The 15,881-nt window shown below is 69.4% G+C and carries 13 protein-coding genes; 12 read left to right on the forward strand and 1 reads right to left on the reverse strand.

Translation table 11 applies throughout. The features are described 5' to 3' along the window. Positions 1–10: 10 nt before the first annotated feature. From IT355_09745 to IT355_09785, 9 genes are all read left to right on the forward strand, one after another. Positions 11–610 (forward strand): OmpA family protein, encoded by a 600-nt coding sequence (locus tag IT355_09745; protein ID MCC7053540.1) that lies wholly within the window; start codon positions 11–13, stop codon positions 608–610. Beyond that, entirely contained in the window at positions 607–1,506 is a 900-nt protein-coding gene (gene ybgF / locus IT355_09750; protein ID MCC7053541.1) for a tol-pal system protein YbgF, read from the forward strand. Before IT355_09745 ends, ybgF begins: the two co-directional genes overlap by 4 nt. Before the next feature lie 15 nt (positions 1,507–1,521). Beyond that, on the forward strand, positions 1,522–2,292 hold the full coding sequence (tatC, locus tag IT355_09755) for a twin-arginine translocase subunit TatC (GenBank protein ID MCC7053542.1): 771 nt from the start codon (positions 1,522–1,524) through the stop codon (positions 2,290–2,292). Continuing rightward, positions 2,292–5,351, forward strand: coding sequence for a hypothetical protein (locus IT355_09760; protein MCC7053543.1), 3,060 nt, complete (start codon positions 2,292–2,294; stop codon positions 5,349–5,351). Before tatC ends, IT355_09760 begins: the two co-directional genes overlap by 1 nt. Next, positions 5,351–6,322 (forward strand): radical SAM protein, encoded by a 972-nt coding sequence (locus tag IT355_09765; GenBank protein ID MCC7053544.1) that lies wholly within the window; start codon positions 5,351–5,353, stop codon positions 6,320–6,322. The genes IT355_09760 and IT355_09765 overlap by 1 nt, the downstream gene beginning before the upstream one ends. Positions 6,323–6,485: 163 nt before the next feature. Then, positions 6,486–8,330, forward strand: coding sequence for a tetratricopeptide repeat protein (locus IT355_09770; protein MCC7053545.1), 1,845 nt, complete (start codon positions 6,486–6,488; stop codon positions 8,328–8,330). Then, on the forward strand, positions 8,331–9,335 hold the full coding sequence (locus tag IT355_09775) for a polyprenyl synthetase family protein (GenBank protein ID MCC7053546.1): 1,005 nt from the start codon (positions 8,331–8,333) through the stop codon (positions 9,333–9,335). Positions 9,336–9,397: 62 nt separating this feature from the next. Then, positions 9,398–9,634: a DUF4321 domain-containing protein gene (locus IT355_09780; GenBank protein MCC7053547.1), complete on the forward strand. Its 237-nt coding sequence runs from the start codon at positions 9,398–9,400 to the stop codon at positions 9,632–9,634. Between the two features lie 10 nt (positions 9,635–9,644). Continuing rightward, positions 9,645–9,893, forward strand: a complete 249-nt coding sequence (locus IT355_09785) for a twin-arginine translocase TatA/TatE family subunit (GenBank protein MCC7053548.1) — start codon at positions 9,645–9,647, stop codon at positions 9,891–9,893. Between the two features lie 106 nt (positions 9,894–9,999). On the opposite strand, the gene IT355_09790 is transcribed toward IT355_09785, so the two are convergent. Continuing rightward, positions 10,000–11,838, reverse strand: a complete 1,839-nt coding sequence (locus tag IT355_09790) for a peptidyl-prolyl cis-trans isomerase (protein MCC7053549.1) — start codon at positions 11,836–11,838, stop codon at positions 10,000–10,002. 203 nt (positions 11,839–12,041) lie between these two features. Here IT355_09790 and IT355_09795 point away from each other — a divergent pair, with 203 nt between their 5' ends. The 3 genes from IT355_09795 to IT355_09805 are packed head-to-tail and all read left to right on the forward strand — an operon-like array spanning position 12,042 to position 15,858. Further along, positions 12,042–14,309: a tetratricopeptide repeat protein gene (locus IT355_09795; protein MCC7053550.1), complete on the forward strand. Its 2,268-nt coding sequence runs from the start codon at positions 12,042–12,044 to the stop codon at positions 14,307–14,309. A 23-nt stretch (positions 14,310–14,332) separates the two neighbouring features. Further along, the gene (aroQ, locus tag IT355_09800; GenBank protein ID MCC7053551.1) at positions 14,333–14,767 is read left to right on the forward strand and encodes a type II 3-dehydroquinate dehydratase; all 435 of its coding nucleotides are present in this window, start codon (positions 14,333–14,335) and stop codon (positions 14,765–14,767) included. Further along, positions 14,764–15,858: an aminopeptidase P family protein gene (locus IT355_09805; GenBank protein ID MCC7053552.1), complete on the forward strand. Its 1,095-nt coding sequence runs from the start codon at positions 14,764–14,766 to the stop codon at positions 15,856–15,858. Before aroQ ends, IT355_09805 begins: the two co-directional genes overlap by 4 nt. Positions 15,859–15,881 lie beyond the last annotated feature (23 nt).

A 15,881-nucleotide genomic window follows, 5' to 3' on the forward strand; every position in this document is an offset into this window, starting at 1 on the left:
GGAGTCTGTGATGAATGGTCGCCACCTTGGCGCAGCGCTCGTGCTCACCTCCCTCGCGCTCGGCGCGTGCCGCAAGAAGCCGGTCCCCGTGGCGCCGGTCCCGGTGACGGGCACCACGGCGCCCGCGATCGACGACGGCGCCGCACGCCGTGCCCGGGAGCAGTTCGTCCGTGATTCGCTCGCGCGCGCGCGCACCGACAGCATCGCCCGCGCCGCCTCCAGTGCCGAGTCGGCGAACCTGCGCGCGTTGCTCGAGGCGGCGGTGCTGTTCGAGTACGACGCCTCGGAGATCACCGAGCCGGCGCGCGCGACGCTCGACGCCAAGCTCCCGATCCTGCGCACGAACATGGGCCTGCGCATCCGCATCTCCGGGCACACGGACTCGCGCGGGAGCGACGAGTACAACCTGGCGCTCGGCCTGCGCCGCGCGGCCTCCACGCGGAAGTACCTGTCCGACCGTGGCATCGCCGCTGACCGCATCGACATCGTGTCGTTCGGCGAGGAGCGCCCCGCCGCCGCCGGTGAGGATGACGGCGCGTTCGCACAGAACCGGCGCGCGGAGTTCGAGATCCTGGCCGGCGGCGAGTCGCTGCGGGTGCCGCCGCGATGATCGCGCGCCGCCTGCCCGTTGCCGTGCTGGGCGCACTGGTGCTGTCGGCCTGCGTCGCCACGAAGCAGGATGTGCTGCTGCTGCAGGCCGACCTGAAGGCCGCGCGCTCGGAGTACGCCTTCCGCGACTCGTTGCGCCGGACGCAGTTCGACAGCGTGATCCGCACCATGGTCATCCTGAACGACTCCATCCGTGGCCTGAAGGGCGAGCTGGCCGCGTTCCAGGGCAACGTGCTGGGCGACCTCTTCAAGGTGCGTGATGGCCTGATCGAGATCCGGGCACTCACCGGCCAGAGCCAGTCGCGCATCACCGAGCTCCGGGCGGAACTCGAGCAGCGCAATTCCATCATGCAGTCCCAGCCGCCGGCGCCGGTCACGCCGCCCACCGGCGGCGTGACGCCGCCAGTGCGCCCCCCGGAGACTGCCGCGCCGGCGCCGACGGGCTCCGCCGGCGCGTCGACCGGGGCAGGGGCGACCCTGCCGGCCAGCGCGCCCGCCACGGCGCCTGCGACCGCGGCGCCCGGTCCGAACCAGCTCTACACCATGGCCCTCGACCAGCTGCGGCGCGGGAGCACCGGCGCCGCCCGGGCGGGATTCAGCGACTTCCTCGTGCAGTATCCGCAGCACGAGCGGGCGGGCGACGCGCAGTACTACATCGCCGAGACCCTCGAGCGCGACACGAAGCCGATCGACGCCGAGGCCGCCTACCTGAGCGTCTACACGCGCTTTCCGCGGTCCGAGAAGGCACCGACCGCCATGTTCAAGCGCGCCGCCCTGCTGCGCACCCAGAACAAGCCTGACAAGGCCCGCGAGGTGCTCGACCTGCTCGTCCGCACCTATCCGCGGAGTGACGAGGCGGACCTCGCCCGCGAGCGCCTGCGCGCGCCGGCGCCCTGACCGCCGGCGGGCCCGATGAGTGACATGCCGTTCCTGGACCACCTGGAGGAGCTGCGACAGCGGCTCCTCAAGATCGTGGTGGCCGTCACGCTCTGCGTCGCCATCGGGTTCGTGCTCGTGATCAAGTTCGACTTCATCAACATCCTCGAGCGCCCGATCCTGCCGTACCTCGACGGGCGCACGCTGATCTTCACGCATCCCGGCGACTCGTTCTCGATCGTGATGCAGGTGTCGTTCGGGCTCGGCTTCGCGCTCGCCGCGCCGGTCATGCTCTACCAGCTCTGGGCCTTCCTCTCGCCGGCCCTGTACAAGCACGAGAAGAAGGTCGTCATCCCGCTGCTCTTCGCGGCCACCTGCCTCTTCATGATGGGGGCCGCGCTGGCGTACTTCTTCGTGCTGCCGTTCGCGCTCAAGTTCCTGATGGACTTCCAGACGGCGTCGCTCACGCCGATGATCACCGCGCGTGACTACTTCGACTTCGCCACCTCGCTCGCGCTGAGCATGGGGGCGGTCTTCGAGCTGCCGATCCTTCTCGTCGGGCTGACGGCGCTCGGGATCATCACGCCGGCACAGCTCCGGCAGTTCCGGCGCCACGCGCTGGTGGCCTCGTTCGCGGGGGCGGCGATCATCACCCCGGGCGACCTGATCACGACCACGGTGATGCTCGCCGTGCCGCTCTACGCCCTCTACGAGGTCAGCATCATCGCCAGCGCCCTGGTCTTCCGCCGCCGCGAGCGGCGTCGCCTCGCCTCGGACGCGGGGCAGGATGTCGAGGTGCTGGCGTAGTGCGGCGGGTCGCCTCACTGGCCTTCCTCCTCACGGCGATTGCGGCACCGCTGCGGGCACAGCAGGGCCCCCCGCCGGTGCGGCGTGACACGCTGCCGCGCGCCGGCGCCGCGTCCGACACACTGCGTCGCGCCGGCCGGGACAGCGCCCGCACGGCACGTGACTCGGCCGCCCGCGATTCCCTGCCGAAGGAGCTCGTGAAGTGGGCCGAGACGGATGCGGTGATCGATTCCCTGCTGGCGAAGACCGGCTACACCGTGACCCGGTTCCAGGGGCGGTCCATCACGTTCGATGCCCAGCGGAAGCTGCTCACGCTGATCCGTGACGACAGCGCGCGTGCCGCGATCGGGCGTGACCGGACGATCATGGTCAGCGACACCATCGTGTACGACGACTCCAGCAAGGTCGTGCGGGCCCGTGGCGTTGAGAACGTGCTCCGCGACCCGGCCCGGGGCGGGGATGACGTCGTCTCGCGCGGGACCATGTACTACAACACCACCGAGCGCCGCGGCACCGTCGGCTACGTGCGCACGACCATCGAGAGCGGCCAGAAGTACTTCGTGGATGCGCAGAGTGCCGGCTTCGCGAACGACAGCCTCGGCGTCGAGGCCGCGTTCTTCGGGCGTGGCGGCACGATCACCACCTGCGACGACTCGCTGCCGCACTACCACTTCAGCTCGCGGGAGCTGAAGCTGGTGAAGGGCAAGATCGCCGTCGGCCGGCCGGGGGTGCTCTACGTCTACGACGTGCCCGTGTTCTGGCTGCCGTTCTACTTCCAGGACGTGCGCTCCGGCCGCCGCAGCGGGATGCTCAGCCCCCGGCTCGGCTTCACGGAGATCGTGCGCAACGGGCCGCTCTACCGGCGCACCGTGGAGAACGTCGGCTGGTACTTCAACCTCGACGACTACCAGGACGTGCAGGCCTGGGTGGACTGGCGCAGCGGCGCCAACATCGACCCCCGCAACCCGTCCGACTTCGGCTTCACCCGCTACAACATCCAGTGGCGCTACAACTGGCTCCGCCGCTTCCTGAACGGCAGCGTCGGCACCTCGTACCAGACGCTGAGCAACGGCAGCACGAACCTGAACGTCCAGCTCAGCCACCAGCAGCGGTTCTCGCGGAAGACGACGTTCAACAGCTCGATCAACTACGTCTCCAACACGGCGGTGCAGCGGACGACCGCCTTCAACCCGGCGGCCACGCAGGCGACCTTCGCCTCGCGCGCGAACTACGCGACCGCCGTCGGCCCGTTCTCGGTGTCGCTTGGCGCCAGCCGCACGCAGTACACCGGCCGCCCGCAAGTGGACCAGACGCTGCCGAGCCTGAGCATCACGACGGCCCCCATCGCGGTTGGTGACTGGCTGACCTGGACGCCGAACTTCCGCGCCGAGGATTCGCGGATCTCGAACCAGCAGGGCAACGGGCAGGCGACCTACCGCTACCAGGTGGATGCCACCGGCCGCGTCGACAGCCTGGCGCTGCCGCTCAACAACCGCCGCAGCACCCTCGCGTTCGACACGCCGCTCCAGGTCTTCGGATTCAGCCTGCAGAACTCGTTCGAGGTCAGTGACGTCGCCAACACGGGCACGACACCGAAGACCATCGAGCAGATCGTCGATCGCGGCGGCGGTGTCTTCGACACGACCCAGGCGGTGCGGTACTTCAACGGCTACACCGAGACGAACCTCGACTGGCGGACGAGCTTCAACCTCCCCTCGTTCAGCCGCGGCAAGTGGAACGTGGCGCCCAGCATCCAGTTCGCGAACGTGGACCCGGGCCCGTTCTGGGTGCGCTCGTCGCTGTCCGGCGGACGGTTCGTCGCGCAGAGCAAGCGCCCGAGCTTCAACCTGGGCATCTCCCCCACGCTCTTCGGCTTCTTCCCGGGTCTCGGTCCGGTGACACGCATCCGCCACTCCATCCAGCCGGCGCTCTCGTGGTCCATCGCACCGCGCGGCACCGTCAGCAACGAGTACCTCCGGGCCATCAACCGCTACAGCAAGGGCTACAACGGCGCCCTCCCGCAGAACGTGCTCACGCTGAGCCTCTCGCAGAACGTGGAGGTGAAGCTCAGGGCACCGGCCGACAGCGCCCGCGATGCGGGCCGGAAGGTGCGTGCGCTGAGCATCCAGACCGACGCCATCTCGTACAACTTCCTCCAGTACCAGGACATCCGGAAGCGCTCGCTGACGCCGGAGAAGGTCTCGAGGTTCTCGGGCCTCACCAGCTCCAACTGGGGCCTGGGCCTGCGGTCCGACTTCCTGCCCGGCTTCGACTTCAGCACCCGCTTCTCGCTCTTCCAGGGCAACCCGATCTCCGACACGGCGGTGTTCAAACCCTATCGCGAGGAGGTCCGTGCGTCGCTGCGGCTCGACCGCACCACCGGTGTCATCCAGTGGCTCAACCGCCTCCTCGGCGGGGGGGAGTTCCGGCCGGCGCGGAGCAACATGACCGCCGCCGACTCGATGATCGCGCGGAACGACTCGAACTCGATGCAGGGGATCAACCGGGGGCTGAACGGCAACCAGATCCGCCCGAGCTACGGCGCGATCCCGAGCGGGCAGGGGTGGTCGGTCAACCTCTCCTATTCGTCCACGCGCCAGCGGCCACCGGTGGGGACGAACGTCATCGCCCTCCCGCCCGTCGAGGAGCGCTGCGCGGCGCTCCTCCAGGGCAACGTGAACCCGTTCGTGGTCCAGGACTGCATCAACCGCAACGGCGTCTACCCCGGCGTCGACAACAGCTCCATCTACACCGGCCTCGGGTCCCCCATCATCATCAGCCCGCCGCTCCGGTCGCTCCAGGTCCAGACCAGCTTCAACGTCACGCCGAAGTGGGCCATGCAGTACTCGACCACCTATGACGCCGTGCGGTCACAGTTCGCCGCCCAGACGGTCTCCCTGCAGCGCGAACTGCATGACTGGCGGGCGATCTTCAACTTCACCCAGTCACCGAACGGCAACTTCGCCTTCTCGTTCTTCATCGCCCTGAAGGCCCAGCCCGACCTGAAGTTCGACTTCAACCAGCAGAGCACCCGACGCCTGGCCGGCACGACGCGCTGATGCTCTCGGCCCGATTCAAGCCATGGCACGTTCCCGGCTTCTTCCGGAAGTACGTCTCGCTGCGGGTGCGGCGCATGCCGGTGCTGGTGCACTTCGAGGTCACCCTCCGCTGCAACGCCCGCTGCGGTTTCTGTGACTACTGGAAGACCGACGCCGCGGAGAAGGAGCGCGAACTGCGGAGCTACGCCGACGCGGCGAAGTTCTTCAACCCGATGCTGGTCTGCTTCACGGGGGGCGAACCCCTCCTGCGACGCGATCTCGAGGACCTGATCTCGGGCGTCGACCGCGCGATCTCCTGGAAGTACATGACGCTGATCACCCACGGCGGCCTGCTGACCGCCGAGCGGGGGCGGTCGCTGAAGGCGGCCGGCATCAACCAGCTCAGCATCTCGCTGGACTACCTCGACGAGCGCCACGACCTGGCCCGCGGGATTCCGGGGCTCTCCCGGAAGATCTTCGAGGCGGTGGAGGGGATGCGCACCATGGGGCTCGACAACATCCGGTTCAACACCGTCATCAAGCAGGACAACATCGACCAGATCCGGCCGATGGTCGCCCGCGCGGCCGAGCTGGGCTGTGGCGTGAACTTCAGCGTCTACACCGACTTCAAGAACGGCAACCGGGAGCACCTCCTGGAGGCCGGCCAGCAGGCGGAGATCGAGGCGCTCACGGCGGACCTCCTCGCCTACAAGCGCCGGCGTCGCGGGGTGATCACGAACTCCGATCACTACCTCGAGAACCTCCCGCGCTACACGAGTGGCGCCATGACCGAACCCTGCGAGAGCGGGATCAGCACGATTCACGTGGACCCGACAGGCGGAATCCGACGCTGTCCGGATTTCCCCGTCGACTTCCACTGGAAGGACTGGCGCCGCTACCAGCCGATCGACTGCAACCGGTGCTATTACGCCTGCCGCGGGGAGGCGCAGGCCCCCCTCCGGATCGACCGGATCCGGGATGTCATGGCGTGAGCATGGGGCACGCCGGCGCCCACGCCGGGACCGGCGGCCCCCCGTGACCACGCCGATCCGGCTCCGGGACTGCAGTTAACGCTTGAGGCAGCCGTGACTTAGGCCTAGGTTACTCGTATTGCATGGAGCAGGTCCACCCCCCTGTCATCCCGTCGTCATTAGCATGGCCTCATCCCCGGCAGTGCTCAAACAGCAGGCCGCCGCACTCGAGCTGAAGAAGCAGCCCGAGAAGGCGCTCGCGCTGTACCAGCAATTGCTCGCCGAACACGGTGGAACGGACGACGTCGACGTCGCCCTGCGCAACCGCGTCGGCGACCTGCATCTCCGGGTCGGCCAGGTCGACGAGGCCATCGCGCTCTTCGAGAAGAGCGCCGACGAGTACGCGCTCAGCGGCTTCCTGAACAACGCGATCGCGCTCTGCAACAAGATCCTGCGGCAGCGGCCCGGCCATGTCCCGACGCTGCGCCGCCTGGCGCGCTTCTCGGCGGAGAAGGGCATGGTGGTGGACGCGCAGCGGCACTACCTGTCGGTGGCCGAGGCGCTGGAGAAGCTCGGCCAGCATGGTGAAGCGCTCAAGGCGCTGAGCGAGTTCGCCGAGTTGTCGCCGGATGACGTGCACGTCCGTTCGGTGGTCGTGGAACAGTTGCTCCGGGCCGGACGGAAGCCGGATGCGCTGCCGCACCTGACGGTGCTGCACCGCCTGCACGTGCTGGCCGGTCGCCACGACGAGGCGGAGGGCGTGGCACAGGTCGCTCGTGAGATGGACGAGCACTGGATGCCGGAGTCCGATCAGGAGATCGCCCGCAAGCGGACGGATCCGTCGCTGGTGTTCATCGACAGCGACGATGATTTCGGGGCGCTCGAGATCCAGCCCATGCTGAGCGAGGACCGGTCGAGTTCCGCGCCGCCGGTGGCGCTCGAGGGGCTGGAACTGACGTCCGTGCCGTCGCCTCTCGATCTCGCATCGGTGCAGCCGGGCTCGACCCTCGATGGATTCGAGTCCACGAGTTTCGGTGGCCCGGAAGACGTACCGCCCGAGGAGTCGCAGGAGCCGCCGAGCCCGCCGCGCGGGACGGAGGTGGCGCCCGAGTCGATGTTCGACGACGTCTTCGGCGACGCCCCCGAACCGTCCGGCAGCGTCGATTTCCTCGAGATCGCCCCCGCGACGCAGCACGACGAACTGCCGCTCGTCGCCAGCCTCACGCCGTTCGACCTGCCGGCCATCGTGCCGGACGCTCCGGCACCGCCAGCGGTCAGCCGGTCGGCACCGGATGATGGCCACGACCTGCTCGACGAGATACCTTCGTTCGGTACGGTCGAGACCGTCTCCAACGCCCACAACCTGCCCGGCACCTACGAGACCGCCGCACCGGTGGACACGGAAGCGCTGGTCGCGAGCCTGTTGCCGGATCCGGAGCCGACGCCGCCGCCGGTGGCCGCCATTCCCGAACCCCCGCCGCGCCCGAAGCGCCCGACGCCGACGTATGTGAACCTGGCCGACATCCTCCGGGATGACGAGCCGGAGACTTCGCGCATGACGATCGGGGAGCCGCAGCAGACCGGCGACCACGACGGCGACTTCGAGCACATCCTGCAGGAGTTCCGGGACGGGATCGAGAAGACCATCCCGATGGAGGACGTCGAGAGCCACTTCGACCTCGGGATCGCGTTCCGCGAGATGGGGCTGCTGGATGACGCGATCGCCGAGTTCCAGATCGCCTCCCGGAGCCGGGAGAAGCGGGTGGAGTCGATCGAGGCGCTGGGCGGGTGCTTCCTCGACAAGCGGGAGCCCGGGGTGGCGCGCACCCTGCTCCTGCGGGCGCTGGAGGAGCCGTCGGCGAAGCAGAACGACGACAGGCTGCGGGGCGTGCTGTACCTGCTGGGGCTGGCGAGCGAGGCACTTGGGGCACGGGAGGACGGTCTGCGCTATTATCAGAGAGTGTATGCCGTCGACATCCGCTTCCGTGACGTCGCGTCCCGTATCCAGACCCTGCAGCAGCCCGCCTAGATGAGCCTACCGGTTCCCGCGAGGGCCGGGCTCGACAACCCGCTGGCCGGAATCCAGTACCCGGTCCGTGCGGAGCTCGATCTCGTGTCGTCGCGCATGTGGACGATCGTCGCCGACGACAACCCACTGATTGGTGAAGTGAACCGCCATCTCCAGGGCATGCAGGGCAAGCTCCTGCGTCCGGCGCTGGTGCTGCTGGCGAACGCCGTCGAGGAGACGCGCAGCACGCTGGCGATCGATCACGCCGCCGTCGTGGAGCTGATTCACCTCGCCACCCTGGTGCACGACGACAGCGTCGACCACAGCGTGCTGCGCCGCGGCATGCCGACGGTGAACGCGGTCTTCAGTCACCAGGTGTCGGTCATCATGGGCGACTATCTGTACTCCCAGGCCGTCCGGCACCTCGTCAGCACCCGCGACATGGAGTCGCTGGCCGTGATCGCCGATGCCGCCAAGACGATGACGATGGGTGAGCTGTGGCAGCTCTCCGCCGTCGACGCCCTGCAGTTCAGCGAGGAGGAGTACTTCCAGCTCAACCACGCCAAGACGGCGTCACTGATGAGCGCGTCATGCGAGGTCGGCGCGATCTGCGGCGCCCCGTCGCACCGCGCCGCACTGGCCCGCTTCGGCGATCGGCTCGGCATGGCCTTCCAGGTCGCGGACGACCTGCTCGACTACATCGAAGGGCAGGAGATCACGGGCAAGCCGTCCGGCGCCGACCTGCGCGAGCGGAAGGTCACGCTGCCGTTGATCGCGGCGCTGCGCCGCATGCCCGCCTCGGCGCGGCGGGAGGTCGAGCGGTTCTTCGAGACGGACGAGCCCTCGGCCGCGGCGATCAGCCGCGTGATCTCGCTCGTGGTCGAGGCTGACGGAATCGAATATGCGCGCCGCCAGGGGGAGATCTTCGCCCAGGAGGCGGAGGAGATCGCGCTCGCCCTGCCGGACACCGCAGCCCGATCCGCGCTGCTGGAACTGGTCGGCTACGTCCTCGACCGGCGCTGGTGATGGCCTCTCGCGGTGGGTCGTCCCGGGGGGGCTCGTCGCGGCACCGCCCGGCGTTTCATGGCATGGTGCTCGCCTCGGGGTTCATCGTCGGCGGGTTCCTGACCCAGTTCTCCAGGCGTTTCCTCCCGGCGGGGAGCGTCAAGGAATTCCTCACCACCGGCGTGACGCCCAGCCTGGGTCCGTTGCAGATTGACCTCGTCATCCTCAAGTTTGCCCTGGGGCCGATCGCACTCGACGTGTCCCTTCTGAGCCTGCTCGGTGTACTGATCGCATACCTCATCGCACGGTCCCTTTTCTAGGAGTAGTCATATGCCGTTCGGTCTGGGCATGGGTGAGATGCTGATTGGCCTGGTCATCGTGCTGTTGCTCTTCGGCGCGAAGCGGATCCCCGAGATCGCCGGGTCGCTGGGCAAGGGCATCAACCAGTTCAAGAAGAACATCAACGACGTCGACAAGACGATCCGTGAATCCGACACGCAGTATCGTGCCGAGGTGCGTGCCGCCGAGCCGCCGCCGCGGGTGGACGACCCGACGGCGGAGCCGAAGCGCCTCATGTAGGACCGGGGCGGGGCGCCCTCCCGGCACCAGCACGAAGAACACGGAAGCGGGGCACCGGGATCGACCGGTGCCCCGCTTCCGTTCGTGCCTGCCGTGGTGTGCCGGTTCAGGTGCTCTGGCGGCGGGCGGCGGCGTTCAGCTTCTTGCGGCTGTCGACGATCGAGGCACCCTTGCGCAGCCCCTCGAGGTAGTCGCGCACCATCTGCTCGCGCATGCCGCGCAGGACCTGCGAGCGCTGCTGCTCCTTCTGCTTCACGAACTCGGCGCTGTCGGCGGCCACGCGGCGGTCGGTGCGGAGCACGAACACGCCGTCGGTGGTGCGGATCGGCTGGCTGACCGCGCCGATCGGCAGCGCGAACGCGGCGCCGATCGCCTCGTTGAAGCCGCCCAGGCCCTCGGTCTGCATCGTGCGGGCGAAGGGCGCCGACTTCGAGAGCGCCAGCGCACGGCGCTGGACGGCGCCCTCGAAGCCGATGGAGGCAGCGGACTCGGTGATGGCGCGGCCGAGCGTCATGAACTCGTCCATGACCTTCTCGCGCGCGAGGCGCTCCTTGATCTCGTCCTTCACTTCGTCGAAGCTCGCGACTCCCTCGGCGTGCACCGTGTCGAGGCGCGCGACGTAGTAACCCGACGCATCGTCCCACATGTCGCTGCTCTCACCCGCCCGCGCGCCACTGAACGCCCATGCGCTGACGTTCGGCACGTAGCGACCGCCGATGGTGAGGGGCTCGCCCTCGACCGCGGTGGCCCGCATCACGGGCAGGCCGAGGGCCTTTGCGGCCGCGTCGAACTTCGCCGGCGACTCGGCGTTGCCGGCCAGGTTCGACAGCGAGTCGGCGCGCTTGGAGACCCGCGCCGAGGCCGCGTCGTTGATCGTCACGCTGAGGAGGATGTGCCGCAGGTTGAGCGAGTCCCCCGTCTTCGCATCGAGCCGGATGAGGTGCCAGCCGAAGTCGGTCTTCACCGGCTGCGAGACCTCGCCGACCGCGAGGGCGCGGGCCGCGGCGGTGAAGGGCAGCACGTACTGCTCGGCGGTGCTCCGGCCCAGGTCACCGCCACGGACGGCCGACGTGGTGTCGTTCGAGACCCGCGTGGCGAGGTCGGCGAAGGTGGCCTTCGGGTCGGCGGCCGCCATGATCTGCGCCCGCAGCTTGACGATCGAGTCGCGGGTGGCGGCGCTGTCGGAGGCCGAGACGACGAGGGGCAGCGCCAGCACCGAGACGGCCGCGCGCGCCGGCCGCTTGAAGTCGGCGGTGTGCGCCTCGTACCAGGTGCGCGCCTGCGCATCCGTGATCTCACCGGCGTTCACGGCGTTCGGCTTCATCGCGATGTAGGACACCTGCGCCGTGTCGTGCGAGTCGCGGAAGATCTGCCAGAGGCGGGCATCGCTGACGAAGGCGCCGGCCGCCACCTGCTCGAACAGCTTCTGCTTCGGGATGGTGCTGCGGTAGTAGCCCTCGAGCTGGGCGAGGAGGCCCTGCTGGCGGGCCTGCGGGCTGCGGAGGAAGCGCTGGTACTTCTCGAAGTCGAACTGGCCGTTCGTCTGCAGTTCCGGGAGCTGCGCGTACTGTGGCGGCGGGGAGAACTTCGCGTACTCGACGATCTCCTCGGCGGTGACGGAGATGCCGCGCTTCTCGTACTCGTGCTCGAGCAGGATCTCGGTGACGATCTCGTCGTAGGTCTTCTTCTCGACCTCCGCCCGCTCGTCGAGGGTGAGGGAGCGGCCGCGCTGCTGCTCCTCCGCCTGGACGGCGGCATCGAGGGCGCGCTGGTAGGAACCGTACGGCACATCCTGCCCGTCGACCTTCACGACGGTGGTGCCAAGGGTCGGCCCCGAGTCGCGGCCGAAGAGGCCGGAGGACTCGTAGAAGACGAAGCCGCCGATGAACGTGAAGGCGAGGCCCCAGAAGATGTACTTGCCGTACGAGCGGAACGTCTGCAGCACTGAGCGGAACTCCTCGAGGGAACGACCTGGACCGCGGGCGGGAATAGCCGCGAAAGGTAGGGCTGGATGGGGCACAACTTCAAGTGATACCGAGACTTCGGGTGACGATTGCGATTTGACGCTCGTCGGCGACGTTGGCTATCTTTCACGGTCCGTCGTTCCGGGCTGAGCCGACGCACGGTCTGAAATTCTCCGAGGACGCGATGGCGCCTGGTTCCCGGCTGGAAGAACTGACAGCCAAGTACATGCAGAACCCGCGGCGCTTCTTCGTGCCGCTGGCCAACGAGTACCGGCAGTCCAACGATCTCGACCGGGCCATCGCACTCTGCCGGGAGCACCTGCCCGCCCAGCCGGGCCACATGAGCGGCCACATCGTGCTCGGGCGCGCCTACTTCGAGAAGGGCGACATCGATGCGGCCCGTGAGGTCTTCCTGACCTCGGTCGCCCTCGACGACGAGAACGCCATCGCGCTGCGCCACCTAGGCGACATCGCCCGGCTGCGCGGTGAGCCGGCGGAAGCCCGCCAGTGGTATGCCCGTGTGCTGGACGCGGACCCGGAGAACGCCGAGATCGAGCGCCTGCTGCGCAGCATGGGGGGGGCGGTGCCGACGCCTCCCGGCCCGATCGCGGTCATGCCCGGAGCCCCGCTCGGCGGCCCGCCGCCATCGGCCGGCATGCTCACCGCCACGCTGCGCCCGCCCTCGACCTTCGAGCTGGCCGACGCCGCCGAGGCCCTGGCCGATCCAACCCCACCCGGGTTGAAGGCGATCTTCGGCGAGTCGGAGGAACTGCCGGGGGCCGTCGCCGACGGCCCGCCGCCCCCGGCGCTCACCTTCCTCGAGGATACGGACGCCGCGGTCGCCGCCGACGCGACCGGGACGGTCGACAGCGACGTGCTGGCGACGCCCCAGGGGATGGGCTTCCGCTTCGACGACCTGGACGAACTCACGGGACCCGCCACCGTCCCGCTGGCGCCGCACGTCACCGACGTGCTGCCGCCGGTGGACGAGGCCGACTTCTCGAACGGCATCGGCACGCCGCCCGCGGCGATGCCCCCGGTCTCGACGCCGGTGGAAGAGGACACGACCGCCCCGGCCGACGACCTCCTGTCGCGGCCCGCATTCGGCGCACTGGCCAGCTTCGCCTCATGGCGGACGGCACGCGAGCGCGAGACGCCGGCCGCCGGGCAGCCCGCGATCAGCCCCACGCCGGCGCCAGAGCCCGAGTCCCTCGGCGATCTGAGCGACGGGGTGCAGTTCGACGAGATGGTGGTCGCCGACGCGACTCCCACCGCGCCGGAGTTCGTCACGGAGACGATGGCCCAGCTCTACGTGCAGCAGGGCTTCCTCCCGCAGGCGCTCGACGTGTACCGCGAACTGGCGTACCGGGACCCGCGCAACGCGGGCTTCGCGGCGCGCATCAGCGAGCTGGAGGCCATGGTGGCGCACGACCCGGCGGCCGCTGCGCTCGAAGCGGATGCCGACCATGCGCTGGATTTCGACGAGCCGGCACCTGAGGAACGCGCCGAGGCGGAACCAGTCTCGATCCTCGAGTTGATGTATGACGTCTCGCCGCCTGCCGTCCGGACGGAGGGCGCGGAGGGCGTCACCCAGACGTGGGGCAGTACGCCGCCGGCGACGGACGACGATTGGTTCGCGGACATCGACGGCGATGCCGTGGTCACCGAGACCGTGTCGGTGGACGAGGGGTTCTACGGTGTGTCTATGGACGGCTTCGGCGTGCCCTCCGAGGCGGAGTCGTTCGATGCCGCGTTCGCGGCGGCAACGGCACCGGTCTCACTCGCTTCGGTGTTCGGCCCCGGGACCGTGATCCCGCCTGCGGACGAGAATGCGAGTGCGCTCCTGGTGGCGCTGGCCGGCCAGATGGTGGGACGGCTGCCGAAGGAGCTGCCCGCGTTGCCGGTCCCGGACGTGCTCGACCTGCCGACCGCGATGCCGGGCGAGGAGTCGCACGGGGCGTCACCGGCCCCGCTGCTCTCGTTCGACCGGTTCTTCTCGGGCAGCGGCTCGCCGCCGCGCGCGCGGCTCGACGACGGCCCCATGGCGGCACCTGTTGCGTCGTCGTCGGCGGCGCCCGTCGTGCCGCCGCCCTCGCCGTCGCTGTCGCCGACCTTCGGCGGGGTGCCGGTGATCCCGCCGCCGCCGCCGGCCGCCACCCAGCCGTGGGCGGCGTTCGAGCGGCAGGCTGCCGAGCCGCCTCTCTCGCCGGTTGCACCATCGGCGCCGCCGCCCACAGTGCCGCGCGACACCACGCCGGTCTCGGGCCTGCCGGCGTGGATGCAGGTGACCCCGGAGATGCCGGCGGACGCCGTGCTCCCGGCTCCGGAGCCCGTGATGCCGGTCACTCCGGTTCCGCCGGCTCCCCCCGAACCGCTGGTTGCCGAGCCGCCGCCGTCGCCGCCGCGGGACGCGCCGTCCGAGTTCCATCGCTGGCTCGAAGGGCTGTCGTGAGCGACTCGCCTGCCGGGTGCCGGATCGCGGTGCTGCACGGGCCGAACCTGAACCTGCTTGGTGAACGCGAACCGGCGGTGTACGGCACCACGACGTTGTCGGAGATCGACGCCCGCCTGTCGGCGCTGGCCCGGGCCCACGGCGCGGCCGTGGAGACGTTCCAGGCGAACGGCGAAGGGGAGCTGATCGACACCATCCACGGCTGGCGTGGTGGTCGCGTGCAGGGCGCGCTGGTGAACGCCGGCGCCTTCACGCACACCTCGCTCGCGCTGCGCGATGCACTCACGGCCGTGCGCGTGCCCTTCGTGGAGGTGCACCTGTCGAACATCTATGCGCGCGAGCCGGAGCGGCGGCATTCAATGCTCGCGCCGGCGGCGCTGGGCGTGGTGTGCGGCTTCGGCGCGCGGAGCTACGAGCTGGCGCTGCAGGCGCTGCTGGCGCACCTGTCGCCGTCGTGACGCGACCCGACCACGCCGCCAGGGTCAGCAGGCTGGTGGACTCGATGGCGGAGCACCACCTGGATGGCCTGCTGGTGTCGAGCCTCGCGAACGTGCGCTACCTGACGGGGTTCTCGGGCAGCAACGCCCTCGTGTTCGTGACGGCGCGCGGGTCGGTCACGCTCGTCACCGACTTCCGCTACCAGACGCAGGTGGTGGATGAGGTGGACGGCCTCGCGCGCGTGGTGATCGCGAGCAGCAGCCTGTGGACCGACCTGTGGGCCGTGCTCTCGACGCTCCCGGGGCTCGAGGTGGTGGGGTTCGAGAGCGCGCACCTGCTGCATCGTGACTTCGAGCGGCTGCTCGGTGACGGGGCGCGATGGCAGTGGCGTCCGTCGCGCGACCTGATCGAGGCGCTGCGCGAGCGCAAGGATGCCGCGGAGGTCGCATTGATCGAGGCCGCGGCAGGGATGGCGACCGCGGCACTGGCGGCGACGCTGCCGCAGATCCGGGCGGGCCAGAGTGAGACGGCGATTGCGGGGATCCTGGAGAAGGCGCTGCGCGACACCGGCAGCGAGGGCTATCCCTTCGCGACGATCGTGGCCTCGGGCCCGCGATCGGCGTTGCCGCATGCCCGCAGTTCGGAGCGAACGGTCGAGCTCGGTGATTTCCTGCTGATCGACTTCGGTGCGATCCACGCCGGGTACTGCTCGGACATCACGCGCACGGTCGTGATCGGGGTAGCTTCTCCGGAGCAGAGGACCCTGTATGATGCGGTCCGCGTGTCGCAGGAGAAGGCATGCACCGAGGTGCGGGCCGGGATGCGCGGTCGTGAAGCCGATGCGATTGCTCGTGATTACCTGAAGTCGGTGGGGCTGGCAGACGCGTTCGGGCACTCGCTCGGGCACGGCATCGGCCTCGAAGTGCATGAAGGCCCGCGCCTGGCCACGTCGGCCGACGCGATCCTCCCGCTCGATGCGGTGGTGACAGTCGAGCCGGGTGTGTATCGTGCAGGGTGGGGCGGCGTGCGCATCGAGGATGATGTGCTCCTCTCCGCGACCGGCCCCCGTCGATTGACCGAATTCCCCCGCGAGCTGCTGGAACTCACCTGACCGTGCCCCTCGCGTCTTCCGCC

The sequence above is a fragment of the Gemmatimonadaceae bacterium genome (assembly GCA_020851035.1).
Classification (GTDB): domain Bacteria; phylum Gemmatimonadota; class Gemmatimonadetes; order Gemmatimonadales; family Gemmatimonadaceae; genus JACMLX01.

Excerpts from the sequence above, each read along its gene's own strand:
- IT355_09745 (MCC7053540.1), top strand. The coding sequence starts at position 11 with ATGAATGGTCGCCACCTTGGCGCAGCGCTCGTGCTCACCTCCCTCGCG.
- ybgF (MCC7053541.1), top strand. The coding sequence starts at position 607 with ATGATCGCGCGCCGCCTGCCCGTTGCCGTGCTGGGCGCACTGGTGCTG.
- tatC (MCC7053542.1), top strand. The coding sequence starts at position 1,522 with ATGAGTGACATGCCGTTCCTGGACCACCTGGAGGAGCTGCGACAGCGG.
- IT355_09765 (MCC7053544.1), top strand. The coding sequence starts at position 5,351 with ATGCTCTCGGCCCGATTCAAGCCATGGCACGTTCCCGGCTTCTTCCGG.
- IT355_09770 (MCC7053545.1), top strand. The coding sequence starts at position 6,486 with ATGGCCTCATCCCCGGCAGTGCTCAAACAGCAGGCCGCCGCACTCGAG.
- IT355_09775 (MCC7053546.1), top strand. The coding sequence starts at position 8,331 with ATGAGCCTACCGGTTCCCGCGAGGGCCGGGCTCGACAACCCGCTGGCC.
- IT355_09780 (MCC7053547.1), top strand. The coding sequence starts at position 9,398 with ATGGTGCTCGCCTCGGGGTTCATCGTCGGCGGGTTCCTGACCCAGTTC.
- IT355_09785 (MCC7053548.1), top strand. The coding sequence starts at position 9,645 with ATGCCGTTCGGTCTGGGCATGGGTGAGATGCTGATTGGCCTGGTCATC.
- IT355_09795 (MCC7053550.1), top strand. The coding sequence starts at position 12,042 with ATGGCGCCTGGTTCCCGGCTGGAAGAACTGACAGCCAAGTACATGCAG.